Source organism: Hoylesella timonensis 4401737 = DSM 22865 = JCM 15640 (genome assembly GCF_000455445.1).
GTDB classification, from domain to species: Bacteria; Bacteroidota; Bacteroidia; order Bacteroidales; family Bacteroidaceae; genus Prevotella; species Prevotella timonensis.
In genome coordinates this window covers 169356-183595 of record NZ_HG417098.1, presented here as the reverse complement: position 1 = coordinate 183595, position 14240 = coordinate 169356, and the positions used below count along the sequence as shown (strand labels likewise).

General features: G+C 47.0%; 20 protein-coding genes. 6 read left to right on the top strand and 14 right to left on the bottom strand.

Annotated elements, in window-relative coordinates; all coding sequences use genetic code 11:
• From traN to BN35_RS09880, 5 genes are all read left to right on the top strand, one after another.
• Positions 1-584 (top strand): conjugative transposon protein TraN (gene traN, locus BN35_RS09900; RefSeq protein WP_044071475.1); only part of this gene is annotated, 584 nt, incomplete at its 5' end.
• A gap of 2 nt (positions 585-586) precedes the next feature.
• Positions 587-1162 (top strand): conjugal transfer protein TraO, encoded by a 576-nt coding sequence (locus BN35_RS09895; protein WP_004371731.1) that lies wholly within the window; start codon positions 587-589, stop codon positions 1160-1162.
• A gap of 7 nt (positions 1163-1169) precedes the next feature.
• The gene (locus BN35_RS09890; RefSeq protein ID WP_004371733.1) at positions 1170-2072 is read left to right on the top strand and encodes a toprim domain-containing protein; all 903 of its coding nucleotides are present in this window, start codon (positions 1170-1172) and stop codon (positions 2070-2072) included.
• Positions 2069-2572: a DUF3872 domain-containing protein gene (locus BN35_RS09885; RefSeq protein WP_004371735.1), complete on the top strand. Its 504-nt coding sequence runs from the start codon at positions 2069-2071 to the stop codon at positions 2570-2572. Before BN35_RS09890 ends, BN35_RS09885 begins: the two co-directional genes overlap by 4 nt.
• Complete coding sequence (locus BN35_RS09880) at positions 2569-3096, top strand: glycoside hydrolase family protein (protein ID WP_004371737.1); 528 nt, start codon at positions 2569-2571, stop codon at positions 3094-3096. Before BN35_RS09885 ends, BN35_RS09880 begins: the two co-directional genes overlap by 4 nt.
• A gap of 51 nt (positions 3097-3147) precedes the next feature.
• Here BN35_RS09880 and BN35_RS09875 read toward each other — a convergent pair whose 3' ends face one another.
• From BN35_RS09875 to BN35_RS13240, 9 genes are all read right to left on the bottom strand, one after another.
• Positions 3148-3369, bottom strand: coding sequence for a DUF7688 family protein (locus BN35_RS09875; RefSeq protein ID WP_004371739.1), 222 nt, complete (start codon positions 3367-3369; stop codon positions 3148-3150).
• 117 nt (positions 3370-3486) lie between these two features.
• Positions 3487-3795: a hypothetical protein gene (locus BN35_RS09870; protein ID WP_004371741.1), complete on the bottom strand. Its 309-nt coding sequence runs from the start codon at positions 3793-3795 to the stop codon at positions 3487-3489.
• A 54-nt stretch (positions 3796-3849) separates the two neighbouring features.
• On the bottom strand, positions 3850-4095 hold the full coding sequence (locus BN35_RS09865) for a DUF6956 domain-containing protein (RefSeq protein WP_008126028.1): 246 nt from the start codon (positions 4093-4095) through the stop codon (positions 3850-3852).
• Positions 4092-4322, bottom strand: coding sequence for a DUF3873 domain-containing protein (locus tag BN35_RS13245; RefSeq protein ID WP_004293898.1), 231 nt, complete (start codon positions 4320-4322; stop codon positions 4092-4094). The genes BN35_RS09865 and BN35_RS13245 overlap by 4 nt, the downstream gene beginning before the upstream one ends.
• Positions 4323-4341: 19 nt before the next feature.
• Positions 4342-4599: a hypothetical protein gene (locus tag BN35_RS09860; RefSeq protein WP_004371745.1), complete on the bottom strand. Its 258-nt coding sequence runs from the start codon at positions 4597-4599 to the stop codon at positions 4342-4344.
• A 24-nt stretch (positions 4600-4623) separates the two neighbouring features.
• A complete protein-coding gene (locus BN35_RS09855) occupies positions 4624-5955 on the bottom strand; it encodes a PcfJ domain-containing protein (protein ID WP_028900990.1) in 1332 nt (443 codons plus the stop codon).
• Positions 5952-6368, bottom strand: coding sequence for a PcfK-like family protein (locus tag BN35_RS09850; protein WP_004371748.1), 417 nt, complete (start codon positions 6366-6368; stop codon positions 5952-5954). The genes BN35_RS09855 and BN35_RS09850 overlap by 4 nt, the downstream gene beginning before the upstream one ends.
• Before the next feature lie 13 nt (positions 6369-6381).
• The gene (locus tag BN35_RS09845; protein ID WP_004371749.1) at positions 6382-6603 is read right to left on the bottom strand and encodes a hypothetical protein; all 222 of its coding nucleotides are present in this window, start codon (positions 6601-6603) and stop codon (positions 6382-6384) included.
• An 11-nt stretch (positions 6604-6614) separates the two neighbouring features.
• The gene (locus tag BN35_RS13240) at positions 6615-6830 is read right to left on the bottom strand and encodes a hypothetical protein (RefSeq protein WP_008126037.1); all 216 of its coding nucleotides are present in this window, start codon (positions 6828-6830) and stop codon (positions 6615-6617) included.
• A 1198-nt stretch (positions 6831-8028) separates the two neighbouring features.
• Between BN35_RS13240 and BN35_RS09835 the strand changes: the two genes are divergently transcribed.
• Positions 8029-10272 carry an inorganic phosphate transporter gene (locus BN35_RS09835; RefSeq protein ID WP_025072103.1) on the top strand — a complete coding sequence of 748 codons (2244 nt, stop codon included), beginning with the start codon at positions 8029-8031 and terminating at the stop codon, positions 10270-10272.
• A 422-nt stretch (positions 10273-10694) separates the two neighbouring features.
• On the opposite strand, the gene BN35_RS09830 is transcribed toward BN35_RS09835, so the two are convergent.
• The 5 genes from BN35_RS09830 to BN35_RS09810 all read right to left on the bottom strand — a co-directional run bounded on the left by BN35_RS09830 (position 10695) and on the right by BN35_RS09810 (position 14076).
• Positions 10695-11480: an outer membrane beta-barrel protein gene (locus tag BN35_RS09830; protein ID WP_036893323.1), complete on the bottom strand. Its 786-nt coding sequence runs from the start codon at positions 11478-11480 to the stop codon at positions 10695-10697.
• Between the two features lie 157 nt (positions 11481-11637).
• Positions 11638-12474, bottom strand: a complete 837-nt coding sequence (locus BN35_RS09825; protein ID WP_025072101.1) for a phosphatase PAP2 family protein — start codon at positions 12472-12474, stop codon at positions 11638-11640.
• Positions 12475-13113, bottom strand: a complete 639-nt coding sequence (locus tag BN35_RS09820; RefSeq protein ID WP_028900991.1) for a CDP-alcohol phosphatidyltransferase family protein — start codon at positions 13111-13113, stop codon at positions 12475-12477.
• Between the two features lie 31 nt (positions 13114-13144).
• A complete protein-coding gene (locus tag BN35_RS09815; protein ID WP_025072100.1) occupies positions 13145-13618 on the bottom strand; it encodes a GtrA family protein in 474 nt (157 codons plus the stop codon).
• Complete coding sequence (locus tag BN35_RS09810) at positions 13606-14076, bottom strand: phosphatidylglycerophosphatase A family protein (RefSeq protein WP_025072099.1); 471 nt, start codon at positions 14074-14076, stop codon at positions 13606-13608. The genes BN35_RS09815 and BN35_RS09810 overlap by 13 nt, the downstream gene beginning before the upstream one ends.
• Between the last annotated feature and the right edge of the window lie 164 nt (positions 14077-14240).

Sequence of the window (14240 nt, the reverse complement as noted above, 5' to 3'; positions counted from 1 at the left end):
ACGTGAAGTACGCCGCCGAACCGCTGTTGCTCAATGTGGAGATGTGCGACTTCATCCATGACGGCAGCACGGTGAACCGCCCGAATAACGCACAGGAAATCTATCTGAAAGAGCTGGGCAGCGAAAGCCCGATGCTGGTGCGACTTATCATGAAGTCCATCCACAAACAGAACAAGCGCGAGGTGAAGCATATCGGCTGCAAGCGTTTCGGCATCCAGTATCTTCTCAAAGGCATCTACACGCACAACGGATTGCTCTATTTCCACACGGAGATAAAGAACCAGAGCAACGTGCCTTTCGATGTGGACTACATCACTTGGAAAATCGTGGACAAGAAGGTGGCGAAGCGTACCGCCGTGCAGGAGCAGATCATCCTGCCGCTCCGCGCGCAGAACTACGCCACCCTCGTGCCGGGCAAAAAGAGCGAGCGCACGGTCTTCACGATGGCGAAGTTCACCATCCCCGATGACAAGTGCCTCGTGGTGGAGCTGAACGAGAAGAACGGCGGCCGTCACCAGTCCTTCGTGATTGAGAACGAGGATTTGGTACGTGCGGGTACCATCAACGAACTTCAAGTGCGCTGACCATGAGAAAGTACATCGCAATAATCATCGCGTCGCTTGCCCTTTTTACAGGGCAGGCGCACGCCCAGCGGTGTCTGCCGAAGATGCAGGGCATCGAGGTGAGGGCGGACATGGCGGACGGCTTCAATCCCGGCGGCAAGGACGGCGGGTACAGTTTCGGGGCGGCTCTCTCCACTTACACGAAGAGGGGGAACAAGTGGGTGTTCGGTGGCGAATACCTCCTGAAAAACAATCCCTACAAGGATACCAAGATACCCGTGGCGCAGTTCACGGCGGAGGGCGGATATTACTTCAAGATACTGTCGGACGCCCGAAAAATCGTGTTCGTCTATGCCGGGGCTTCGGCTCTCGCCGGATATGAATCGGTGAATTGGGGGAATAAGGTGCTGCATGACGGCTCCACGCTGCACGACCGGGACGCCTTCATCTACGGCGGTGCGCTGACGCTCGATGTGGAGTGCTACGTGACAGACCGTATCGCCCTGCTTGCCAACCTGCGTGAGCGTTGCCTGTGGGGTGGCGACACGCGGAAGTTCCACACGCAGTTCGGGGTCGGCGTCAAGTTCATCATCAACTGACACGGGCATGGAACGGACGGAAATAGATGCTATCAGAAGGATGCCGCTTGCGGATTTTCTCGCACGGTTGGGGCATGAGCCTGTCAGAAGGAGCGGTAACGAGCTGTGGTATATCGCCCCGTACAGGGGCGAGCGCACCCCCTCTTTCCGTGTGAACGTGGCGAAACAGCTTTGGTACGACTTCGGTTTGGGCAAGGGCGGTGACATCTTCACGCTTGCCGGGGAGTTTCTGCAAAGCGATGACTTCATGAAGCAAGCGAAGTTCATAGCGGAAGCCGCCAATATGACGGTTGCCGGATGGGAAAAGCCCGCCTATCTCCCGAAGCCGACCGAACCTGTCTTTGAGGATGTGGAGGTCGCTCCGCTGTTTCGTTCACCGCTGACGGAGTATTTAGAGGAACGAGGCATACCAATCGGAGTAGCATCCCGCCACTGTTGCCGCCTGAACTACAGTGTGCGTGGAAAACGGTATTTCGCTGTCGGTTTCCTGAATATGGCAGGTGGATATGAAGTCCGAAGCCGATATTTCAAGGGGTGCATCCCGCCAAAAGATGTGTCTTTGGCAAGGACGAAGGAAATCCCGGCTGACGAGTGCCTCGTGTTTGAGGGCTTCATGGACTTTCTCTCCGCCGTGACGCTTGGCGTAACCGGTAACGCTGACTGCCTTGTACTGAACTCTGTCGCCAACGTGGAGAAGGCGGCGGGATTGCTGGACGGCTACGGGCGCATCGGATGCTTCCTTGACCGTGACGAAGCCGGACGGCGGACGCTTGACGCTCTTGCCAAACGGTATGGGGCGCATGTCGCCGACCGTTCCTCCCTCTATGGCGGTTGCAAGGACTTGAACGAGTATCTGCAACAGACAACGAAAAAACAGAAAAACAACCATCTAAAAATCGAAGAAAAATGAACATACTGAACAACAGAAACAAGAGAACAAATATCTTTAAGGTGGTGGCGTTATGCCTGATAGCCGCTGTGTCATTCACCATCGTGTCGTGCGATGACGACATGGACATCCAGCAGTCCTATCCCTTCACGGTGGAGGTCATGCCCGTGCCGAACAAGGTGACGAAGGGGCAGACGGTGGAAATCCGCTGTGAGCTGAAAAAGGAGGGCGACTTCGCTAACACGCTTTACACCATCCGCTATTTTCAGTTTGAGGGAGAAGGAAAGTTGAAAATGGATAACGGCATCACCTTCCTGCCTAACGACCGCTACCTGCTGGAGAACGAAAAGTTCCGCCTGTACTACACGGCGGAGGGCGAAGAGGCGCACAACTTTATTGTGGTGGTGGAGGACAACTTCGGCAACTCTTTCGAGTTGGAATTTGACTTCAACAACCGGAATGCAAAGGATGACGGTTTGACCATCGTTCCCATCGGCAACTTCAGCCCCTTGCTAAAATGATGCGTGTATTCATGACAATGCTCTGTTCGCTTCTGACGGTCTGTTTTGTGTCCGCACAGATCAGCCGCCAAGAGGGAACGGACGGGCAGGCGGCAATCTACCGGCTGTCTCTATTCGAGAGGGCGGTACGATGCACGAAGTATTTTGAGGGATGGCACTCGGAAAAGCACCACCCATACGTGGGTTGGGGTCACAAGATTTTGCCGGGCGAAAGGTACTCGGCACGAACCATGACGAAGCGGCAGGCGGACGCGCTCCTGCGGAAAGACCTGCGGAAGTTCTGCGCGATGTTCCGGCAGTTCGGGAAGGATAGTCTTTTACTTGCCACGCTTGCTTACAACGTGGGTCCATACCGGCTTTTGGGTAGCAAGACAATCCCTAAAAGCACCTTGATAAAGAAGCTGGAGGCTGGCGACAGGAACATCTACCGGGAGTATGTAGCCTTCTGCAACTACAAAGGAAAACGCCACGCCATGCTGCTCAAACGGAGAAAGGCGGAGTTTGCACTGCTGTATATCCCGTGACTGTAAATGAAAATCCGATGAAGCCGCCAACTTCATCGGATTTTCCGCTTTTCATACATTCGGGATTGTACCCGTATCTATCACGTCACCATCCCTGCAAAATTCGATGCTTCCGGGTGTAAATCCCATGCTCCCGATTGCGATGTGACGGATATAGTCCGCATACTCCCTACCTTGAAAATTCTTTCCCGTAAGGTTTTTGAAAATCATCTTTATGCTTATGCCGTCGTTGCCGTGCAAGATGATTTTTCCGTCCTGCCTGATTGTTTCCATAATAAAAACTTGTTTTTGTGAATAATATCGCAGATTGGCACAGAGGTTTCTTTGCTACTTTCTTTGTCCGCCATCATGCTCACCGAAAGAAAGTAGGGCGGCTCTCGCCGCCGCAACTCAAAAGCGTGTGTAAAGTCCCGTCACCATCGTGAATATTTCTTCCAGCATATCAAAATAGATGCCCTCGTGTACGGCAATGTACTTTTCCTTGCACTCGAAAGTCTTTTTGCTGAATGTCCTGCGGTAGAACCGCATATTGTAGAGGTCTGCCCCCGCATCATAGATGATGTCAAGGCGGTTGGCACTTGTCTTGTTCCGTGTAAGGCTCATCCGTAAGCCGTTGCCCATGTCGATGAAATCACGGCTACCCGTCATGGCGGTAAATCTTCTTCCGCCTATCTGCTGTAATATCGTCTGTGCTATCATTAACCGTTGTTTTTAGGGTTTTAAGTGTTGGCGGTGTCCGCACCGCCAACTTGTTCAAAATTCTCGCATCTCGGCAATGGGTGTCTGCCGTTGCAGCCACTCTTTCACACATTCCATATTATACTCGCTCGTGATGACTGCCGTATGGCTGTCGGTGGCGGTGAAACGTGTGCTTTCGTAATCATCTATCCACCCTTTGAGGGTGTCAGTTCCCCACGCTTGGGCATCGTCAAAGATACCGTCCAATGCCGTGATAGGTTCGCTGAATTTGACTATCAGCGTTTGATAGGTCGTGTTCATCGGTTGCCCTCCTTTCCCTGCTTTGCGTTCAGCCACTTGTCCCTTGCGGTTCGGCACTCGTCCAATGTGGTTTTTACACAAGCGAACAATTCTCCGTCCGTGTGGCGGTAGTCGTATTGCACAAGTGTCCGCCTGCGTCTGCCGATACCCGATTGGAAACGCTCGTATTTCTCCGTACCTGCTTCCGTGCAGGTACTTACTCCGTTGATGGTCATTCGTGTTGCCATAATGTTGCTTTTTAGATGGTTAAAAATGTACTGACAGAACTCTGTTCTTCATCACCATTTCGGGGTTGCTCGTGTAGCGTTGGTGCAGGTAGAAATGGTGTGAGCCGAAGCCGTAAAGGAAGAACTTGTCAAGTTCGTGCTTCTCGGCAAACTCCTTTACGCTCTTTCTCAATTCCCCCTCACTCGTTGTGAGAGTGAGGAGGTTTACAAATTCAAGGAACAATGCAGGGATTTTATCGTCCCACACACAAATCATGCTTTCAATTCTTACTTCCATATCAATGTTGTTTTAGGGTTGATGCTATGCCACTTTCATCCGCTCACGGATAAGGTTGGCGTTCTTATTCACAAGGTCTATGATGCGCTCGTGGTATTCGGTGTCTTGGTTGTACTTGCCGTGGCACTGCACCACCTTGAGTGTCCGCAAATCCACCTCTACGGTTTCAATTATCTCACCGCCAATCCTTGCCGAGAGTATGAGGGTGTCGGCTTTCTTGTAGTATTCACTGCCGAACACGCAGATGTTCTGTGCCTTGCCCTCGCTGTAATACTCGTCTATACTTTCAAGCACCTTGATGATTATTTCCTCGTCCGTGATTACCAATCCGAAGAATTTGGATTTGTTGGCGATGAAATCCTCCGCATCTTTTTCCCTTTGCAGTTGCCGCTGTTGCTCACGCTCACGCCTTTCAATCTCCCAGCGGCGGCGTTGCTCGGCTCGTTCCTTCTCGTGTATGGTTTCAATCTTTCGGGTTGCGTTGTCGTGTGCCGCCATGAAATCTTCGGGGCAGATGTTCTTCGGGTTGCGGAGGTCTTGACCGAGTTTGTTGAGCATACGCAGATAGTCGCACCACATGGAGAAGTTGTCTATCAGATACTTGTGACGCTTGGCAATCAGATATGATGCCCAGCATTCATCGGCAGTACGGGCATTGAAAAGAAAGTGTTTCATAACCTCAATCTCACCGCCTTTCATAAGGGTTTCAATTCTTGGGTCTGAAAGCAAGGCTTTGAAAAGACGCACGGGGGAAATGCCGTGGAAATCGCCCTTGAAGCCGTTGCGTCTGAGTTGGGGTAATACCCTCATTTTGGGATATGCACAGCTTCTTGCCACAACATCATCGTATAGGCTGTTGTGCGGTCTTATCTCCATCGCGCTGCACAATGCCCATACATCGCAGTAACAGAATGTGAAGCCACGGAGCAACGCCATGTCCGTAACCTTACCGTCGGGTGAAATCCAACGCTGCACAACCTCGTGGCAATAGAAGTGCATCGGCTCGCCTTTCCTGCTCTCGCATCTGACCTGCGCCACACGGATTACCTGATAGCCTTTGCAGGTGGTTATCACGCTGAAATACTGCGTTTCCTTGTAGATACGTTTGCGTGTGTCCTGCACTTTGAGTTCGGCATGGCATTTGGGGCAGGTGCAACCTTCAAGGGTGTCGCACAGTACGCTGTCGCTGTGCCACTCGTGACCGCAGTCGGAGCAGGTGATGTTCCCTTTCTTGGTGCGGTAGCCTATATGTTCAATGCAGTGGCGGTATGCCCATTCAATTTGTGTCGTTGATATGGGGCGGAGGTTGGCTGAAAGTCTTGCCACCTCTTTCTGTATCTTGGTCTTCGGTTTCATAAGCCTAAATCAAATAATGAGGGTTGGGGGTGGGTTTCTTTTCTCGCTGACGGTCTGTTGCGGTTCTGCAACTTGCGGAGTTCCTCCTCTTGGTATCTGCGGACTGCATTCTGACGTGCCTCCGCCTTTTCCTCTTCCGTGAGTTCCACAACATGGTTCACCACCACTTGGCAGTTCATAGGTTTGCCCACCTCTATCTCGTTTTCCTCATAGTAGTGGATGACTTGCCCGAATATCTCTCCGTCCGTGAAGCCGCTGCAACCGCTTTTCTGCACATAGTTCAGAATGTGGGTCACACACTCGTCTATGTTTTTGGCAGGGTTGCGGTACTTCTTCGCAAAGAGCGTATCTTCCTCCGCCCGCTGTTCCAGATACATTTGTATCGTTCTTTTGAAATGGTCTGTTCCTTTCATATCGCTGTCGTTTTTAGATTGTCTGTTTAAGTATCTCTCTCCAATAGGTCGGCTCTACCTCGCTGAGAAGGAAGTCCATGAAGTCCCTCCGTGCGTCCTTGTTCAGTTCGTGGTACAATCTTCGGAAAGTGCTAAAATTGCCGTTGATGTACGTTTCCACCATATACACGAAGATGTTGTCCACCTCGTAATATTTGCACTGCTGCGCTACCGTCTTGCAGTTTCTCTTTGCCATGTCGGTAAGGGTTAAAGGGTGAATAACCAAAGGATGAAGCCGAAGAAGGCAATGGTGAAAAGGATAGCCACGATTACACCTATCGCCACTCGGAACACTCCGTTTACAATCTCTCTGATGATGCCCCAAAGGATGCCGAACACCCCGAAGGCGGTGCGCATCATCAAGCCGCATATCGCCAACCCGATGTATTGCGCCACTTGTCTGAAATTTGCCGTTGCTGTCATATCTTCGCTGTTTTTGATTTTTTTGTTTTTTATGCGGATTCAAGAGCTGAGGGAGTTGAGTTTCAAACTATCTTATCTGCCTCTCGTTTATCCGACATTTTTTTTATGCGTCTTTCTGTCGCATCGGTCGTTTTCGTTTCGGGTGCTTGAAAAGGTAGGGATTAGGGAATGCAAGGTTTTTCGGTCAAAATACTACCCGCAGGGCTGGAGATTTTTACCGAAAACAGGAGGCTTGACCTTGCTTTCCCGTCCAATCCCGGAATTACCTTTGCGCCCAGAACGGAAATGACTGCCTGATGCGGCTCACTGAAAGGCGCAAAAATGGAGGTAAACGAAAACAGAGGCTGATTGGGTAGAAAAAACTTCAGGGAAAAATCCGTAAAAAAGGAATCACCAAAAGGAAAAAGACATCACCGGAAGCGTGAAAAGGGCAAACCACTACAAAGGAAGTATGATTGTTTTCCGATCCGACAGGACTTGTCCAGCCGGGCGACAACAATCATTCTTCCCGGATTGCCCGCTGTGTGTGGCTACCTGTTTCATTCATGGGGCAGGCGGACACACTCTGCATTCACTTTCCGCTTCCGGCAAAAGGGACAGCGAAAAAAAAAAATCATCTGAAAACCCGTAAAAGCACCTCTTGGCATAGGCGCAAAAGAAAGGGGCATTGCTTCATCTGTCTAAACATCGTTTAGGCGTGAGGCAATGCCCTTTTCTCCGGCTATGCGGTAGTTGGCACACGTTTGTTCCAAACTCGTTTTGGGCAATGGTGTGCCGACGGATAATACCGCTTTTACGGAAAAATCTTATGAATGAGGGGATAAAAATCTGGGAGTTTATATCAAAATCTCGGATTAAATAGCTACTTTTGCATACGAAGAGTTCTTTGAAGGTTACGCAACGCGCAGAAGGATAATGCAGTAGATAACTAACTAAATCGTAACCTATTACTATCAAGAGCGATTAACCAACGCTCATTTCCAATAAATTACACTCTTTTCGTAACTTCTGTGTACAAAGATACAATATAAAATTGAAATCATCCCATAGAGTAGTTAATATTTTAAATATTTTCATTCGTCACACAATTGTAATATGTGTTTAAAACTCTTGTAACATCGCTCTATTAGTTTTGCACCAGAAATCAGGATGTCCAATGGCAAACTGAACAAAGATTATTCATTTTTAACCGATATCAATGTTAACAATTTATTTGTGCATCGTCATTTTTCTGCTTTGTTTGGCAATATTTGACTTGTTTGTAGGTGTGTCCAACGATGCTGTCAACTTCTTGCAGTCGGCTGTTGGTGCTAAGGTTGCCACATTCCGCACCATTCTCATCGTTGCTTCTTGTGGTGTTATCTTGGGAGCGGTGATGTCCTCGGGTATGATGGATGTGGCTCGTCACGGCATTATGAACCCTGCCCAATACAGTTTTCACGAAGTGATGGTTATCTTTTTAGCCGTGATGGTGACCGATGTCATTGTGCTGGACATCTTCAATACCTTAGGAATGCCCACTTCCACCACGGTTTCTTTGGTCTTCGAGTTATTGGGAGCAACCTTTATGGTGGCAACCATTAAGATGATAGGGGATGACACTTTGGCATTTAGCGACTTGCTGAACACAGAAAAAGCCTTGCAAGTAATTATCGCCATCTTTGTGAGTGTTGCCATTGCCTTTGTGTTTGGTGTTGTTGTGCAGTACATCACACGTGTGGTGTTCACCTTTAATTACCAGAAACACTCACGTTACACCATTGCTATCTTTGGAGGAATTGCTTTTACAGCCCTTGCTTATTTCATTTTTATGAAAGGGGTTGGAAACTCTCCCTACATACCCGAAGATGCTCAATCTTGGATTAACGGACATATTGGTACATTGCTCATTTATACTTTTATAGGTTCGGCTATCGTGATGCAGTTCATGCATTTGGTTGGCGTGAATATCTTTAAGTTTGTGGTGTTGATGGGAACGTTTGCCTTGGCAATGGCTTTTGCAGGAAACGACTTGGTCAACTTCATTGGTGTTCCTCTCGCAGGACTTGATTCATACCAAACTTATATGGCACAAAGTAGCGGTGCTGCACCCACTTCTTTCTTGATGACCAGTTTGATAGAGAGTGCCAAGACGCCTCCTTTTTATTTGCTTTTGGCTGGTTTGGTGATGATTGTGGCGATGGCAACTTCTAAGAAAGCCCACCGTGTTATCAAAACTTCTGTGGATTTGTCGCGTCAAGACGAGGGCGATGAGATGTTCGGCTCGAGTGCGGCAGCCCGTAGTATTGTGCGTTTTACACAGAATAGCAACACCTATGTGAGCAATATCATTCCTGAGCGTGTGCAAGGTTGGCTGGATAACCGCTTCAACCAGCGTTCTGTGACACTCGATCATGGGGCAGCATTCGATGTGGTTCGTGCGGCAGTGAACTTAGTGTTGGCGTCTCTGCTCATCACCATCGGTACGAATTATAAGCTCCCTTTGTCAACAACCTACGTCACTTTCATGGTTGCCATGGGTTCCAGCCTTGCCGATCGTGCATGGAGTAGGGAGAGTGCAGTGTTCCGTGTCACTGGTGTTATATCCGTGATTGGTGGTTGGTTCATCACAGCAGGCGTAGCGTTTGTTGCTTCTGCCTTGGTTGGTTTGCTCATGTACTATGGCGGCATTGTCATTCAGGCAGCCTTTATGGGCTTGGTGGTTTATCGGTTGTTTAGAAATAACACCGGAAAATCGGTGGGGGATACTGACAAAGATAATAGTTTCCGCTTGATGATGCGAACGCAAGACCCCGTTATTTTGTGGGACTTGCTTAGCAAGCATGTGAGCAGAACCCAAAGTTATATGGCAAATTTTGCCATTGAACAATACAAAACGATTATTGAAGGCTTTGTGACAGACAAGCCCAGCTTGTTGCGACATGCCGCACGTGATTTGCACAACGAGAAAACCATTTTGTTGAAGTATCGTCGGCAAGAGTTACTGGCACTTCGTAAAGCACCGATGGACATTGCCATAGAGCGCAACACTTGGTTCCATGTTGGCATCAATGCCTCGCAACAGTATATTTATGTGCTGCGTCGTATGCTCGATCCGATTAAGGAGCACGTTGATAATAACTTCACACCTATTACACCTGAATTGGTGGAAGAATATCAACCTATTTACAGAAAGGTGATAGATTTGATATCACAAACAGAGAAAACCATCGCAACAGGGCGTTTTGAAAATTATCGACAGGTACTGGATGAGGCAGAACAGTTTGAAACCGAACTGAGTCGTATTCGTAAGCAACACATCGACCGCATACAAATGGCAGAAGGAAACGAAACATTCCAGCTATCATTGGTGTATCTCAACTTGTTACAAGAGAGCGAACAATTGTTAACCAATATGCGTCATCAGTTGCGTGCTGCCATGAAATTCATGGAAGGTCAATAGGGCATAGTACGAATAATGTGCTGTATGAAATACGGAAGAAATATAGGTGATATGTAAAAATAATTGATTTTTTGAAAGTTGCAAAATAGAAAATGAAGACCGAGAAAATGCCGTTAAAAATGTGTTTTTCGGTCTTCGTTTTTGTTATCCCATTGAGTTAATGCCGCTATTACATGCAAATTGTGCCTCTATTCGCATGCTTTAGTAGCCTTAATCCAATGACTTAATGCGCTTAAAGCATGCTTCTAATGAAGTTGCGAAAGGGTAAAAACAGCTTAATGTGTTGACAAACAGATGTTTGCAAAACTCGCATATTTGCGAGCAAATGTACAGTTGGTGACTAAAACGCTCGTATTTTGAACGTATGTAAAAATAATTCAAAGTTTTAAGCGTTGGCAAATAGCACTTTTTGATGTGACCATTTAACGTAAGTAAGGCGATTGATATCTATCTTGAGCTCTTGGTCCAGACAAGATACTGAAAAGCATCTCAAGCAGATTGTCAAGCTCGCCTGAGGTGAATTTGCGCATCGGAAAGTCTACTTTTACACCAATGGATATTCCCGGTTTTATGTTGCTTGTTGTTTGTGAACTGGATACACCTTGTAAAGGTCCACTGTTAAAGCGAAAGTCGCAACGCTGATGCCCCCACAAACCAAACTGATAGTTAAAATCTACACATAGAGAAACCGAACTAAAGATGCGTAGGTCTAAACCCACTTGTGGCACAATGCTTAATGCAGGACGCTGGATGTCGTAATTAACATCAAGTCCTGCTCCCCGATACTGATTGTTAGAAACGTAATATTTTTTACCTGTTGTGCGTTTTAAGTTAAGGAAGTTGGTTTGTGCAAAGGCTCCTGCGTATGCTTGAACCACCCACTTCTTAGGTAAAAAATAATATTTTGAACCGACTGTGAGACCTGCTGTGTTGACCCGTAGCAACCCGATATCTTGCGAAAAGTTATCCAGTAGTCCTGTTTGTTCAAAGTACACTCCACCCGAAAGCGTAAGTTTGGGCGTGAGATAATAATCGCCTTGAAGATAGAAGAGATTGCTCGATGCGTCAGGACTGCTGTAAAAAGTGCGGTTATTAGAACTTTCTGTTTCTGCCGTTGATGTTCCAATCCCCGCTTTTATGCTCCATTGTTGTTCCTTGTCGTTATCTTTGGTGGTAGTAGCCCATGTGGTAATAAACGTTGTCCACATGAGAAGTATAAAAAAGAACCGTTTGTCCATCTCTGAATAGTTACGTTAAAATGAGACTGCAAATTTATGAAAAATGTGTGTATGGTCTACGTTTTTGGAAAGAAATGTGACAGATAGAATAGCAATGATGTTTTAGAAAAGATTTAGGGTAGATGCGTTATTTTGGCGCAATAAGCTGCACATATTGCTTCATGAACTGCTGTACGGTCGGAATCTTTAGCAAGACAAATTCTAATATCCCTATTCCAACAAAGCAGGTGAGAATGCCTAACAGCACATCTATGACATAATGATGCGCACTGTAAATGGCGGTGAACCAAATGCCCACGCAAATAATGGCGAAAATACCAATGGTTGTCTTGCGCTGCTTGCTGATAATGGCATAAATAGTGGTGACTAACATGTAGGCTGCGTGCAAGGATGGAACGGCAGCAAACACGTTGGAGTTTTTGCCATAGAGTGTTTGGAATACTGGGATGCCCGTGAGTTGATCGAAGCGTCCTAAGCCAGCAACATTGCCAGGGGTATGTAGTATGGGTTCAAAACCATATTGCATCACGTACCAGGGTGGGGCAGCAGGGTGGATGTAATAACCTGCAAAGCCTACAAAGTTGATGAGAAGAAAGGCGGTAGAGAAACGAAGATAGTTTTTGCTATCACCTTTTATATAAAGGTATATGCTGAATCCAATGGGTACAGGCACCCAACAAATATAGAAAAAGCCTGCCAAGAGGTCGGCGACAGCGTGGTGGTGAAGTGCAAAAAACTCGTTGGGTGTCACGGTGTCAGCGGCTGTTACGATGCCAAACCACTGTTTCTCGGTTTCGTATAGTCCACGAATATCAATGGGATTTACCTCATAGTTGGGGAGGAGTCGCATGCAATCGTACGAACAACCAAAGATAGCCCAAGGCGTTAATACTAAGGCTATTTTGCGTGTCGGCTTATAGGCGAATAACGCAAGGTATAAGATGACGATGTAAATGCTGAACATTTATTGATTTTTGAGCAGCTTGTAGCAATGGGCTACACGCCAAAAAGCGGTGATGTTGGCTAATACGGCAATGAGAATCATGCCCCCTATGAGCCACCCATTGCTGTTAAAAATGCCTGTAAGAATGGCAACTACTGAGGTAACTACCACTCGTTCGGGACGTTGCATCAGTCCCACTTTGCACTCAATGTCAAGTCCTTCGGCTCTTGCACGTACATAACTCACCATGATAGAGCCAACCAATGCCAAGAAAGAGATAACGCCAGCCCATGTACCAACGGCATTGAGAAGATAAAGTGTGAGACCAAAGAGCGAAAAGAGTTCGCTATAACGATCCAAAGTGCTATCCCAAAAAGCACCAAAGGCAGTGGACATGTTGCCTAAGCGTGCCAATCGACCGTCCATCATATCGAACAATCCTGAGAAAATAAGAATAGCTCCGCCCCATCCTATCATGGCATAACCCGCTTCAGGAGTGGCTTGTTCGCTGGCAAGGATAAACATCGCGGTGGCTAATACGTTTCCTAAAAATCCGATGGTGGTTACCATGTTGGGGGTGATACCTATCTTTATCATTCCGTGAATGATGGGATTGATGATTTTATAGATGCGGTCTTGTAAATAATCTCTGTACTTCATTTTTGTTTTGTTTAAGAGCTGATGACACCAACTATTCTGATGTTGGTGCATCAGAAGTGTCACTATGGTGACGTTTTCTTCTAATTTTCTTTTTTAAGAGGATATAGTTGGACGAACGGAATACAAATAGTTTCTGTAATTGGTAATTCCATAGGATAGCAACAGCAATGGCAACAATGGCTTTGATAACGACAAAATTGACGCCAGTTAGCTCGGTTAAGGTCAATGTTCCAAAGGTATTGAGCCCAATGCTCCCTGCCCAGACTATCATGTAGCGTGTGACAATACTCTTTTTCTTAACATCATCTGGATGAAATACCCACTTATAGTTGATGAGACAGTTGATGATACCGCCCATCAGTGCTCCAGTAAACGTGCAGTAGCCATACCACAAGTTTACCAACTGAGACAGACCGACGGTGATGGAAAAGTCAACGATGGAAGCAATCCATGCCGACACTTGTGCCTTTCCGAACGTTACCATTGCAGTCTTTAGATAGCCCATTGTATAATTGCTAATACGATTAGACTATAAATACCTGCTAAGATGTCGTCTGCCATTACCCAAAAACCACCTTGTCGCTGGTCTAATTGTCGGATTCCCAATGGTTTCAGAATATCAAAAAAGCGGAATAAGCCGAACGCACCCAATGCAAACCATAAGTTGTTGGTGGGTGATATGAGTAATGGAATCCACACTCCCACCATTTCATCAATGACAACACGCTTGGGATCTGGTCCCCAAAAAGGTTCCAATTGATTCGTTGCCCATGTGCCAACGATAGTACCAAGAACAATCAATGCCAAAGTTAGGAGAAAAAGAGCAGTGGGAGAGAAGAAATGAATCATGCTTAGCCACATCAATGAGGCCAATAATGCACCTGCAGTTCCTGGTCCCCAAGGCCAGAATCCACTTCCGAATCCAGTGCCAAAGACTACGGCTAATAATGGCGGACGATTCATATTAGGGTGCAAAAATAACAGAAAAAATATTAATATCCAAAGAGTTTTCATTAAAATTGCAAGAATATGTTTACCTTTGTATGTAGTAGTCGATGGCTCAAGATCGTAAGAAAACTTGCATCGCTTTTAGCTTGAATGGCATCTACTATCGCAAGCAAATGTGC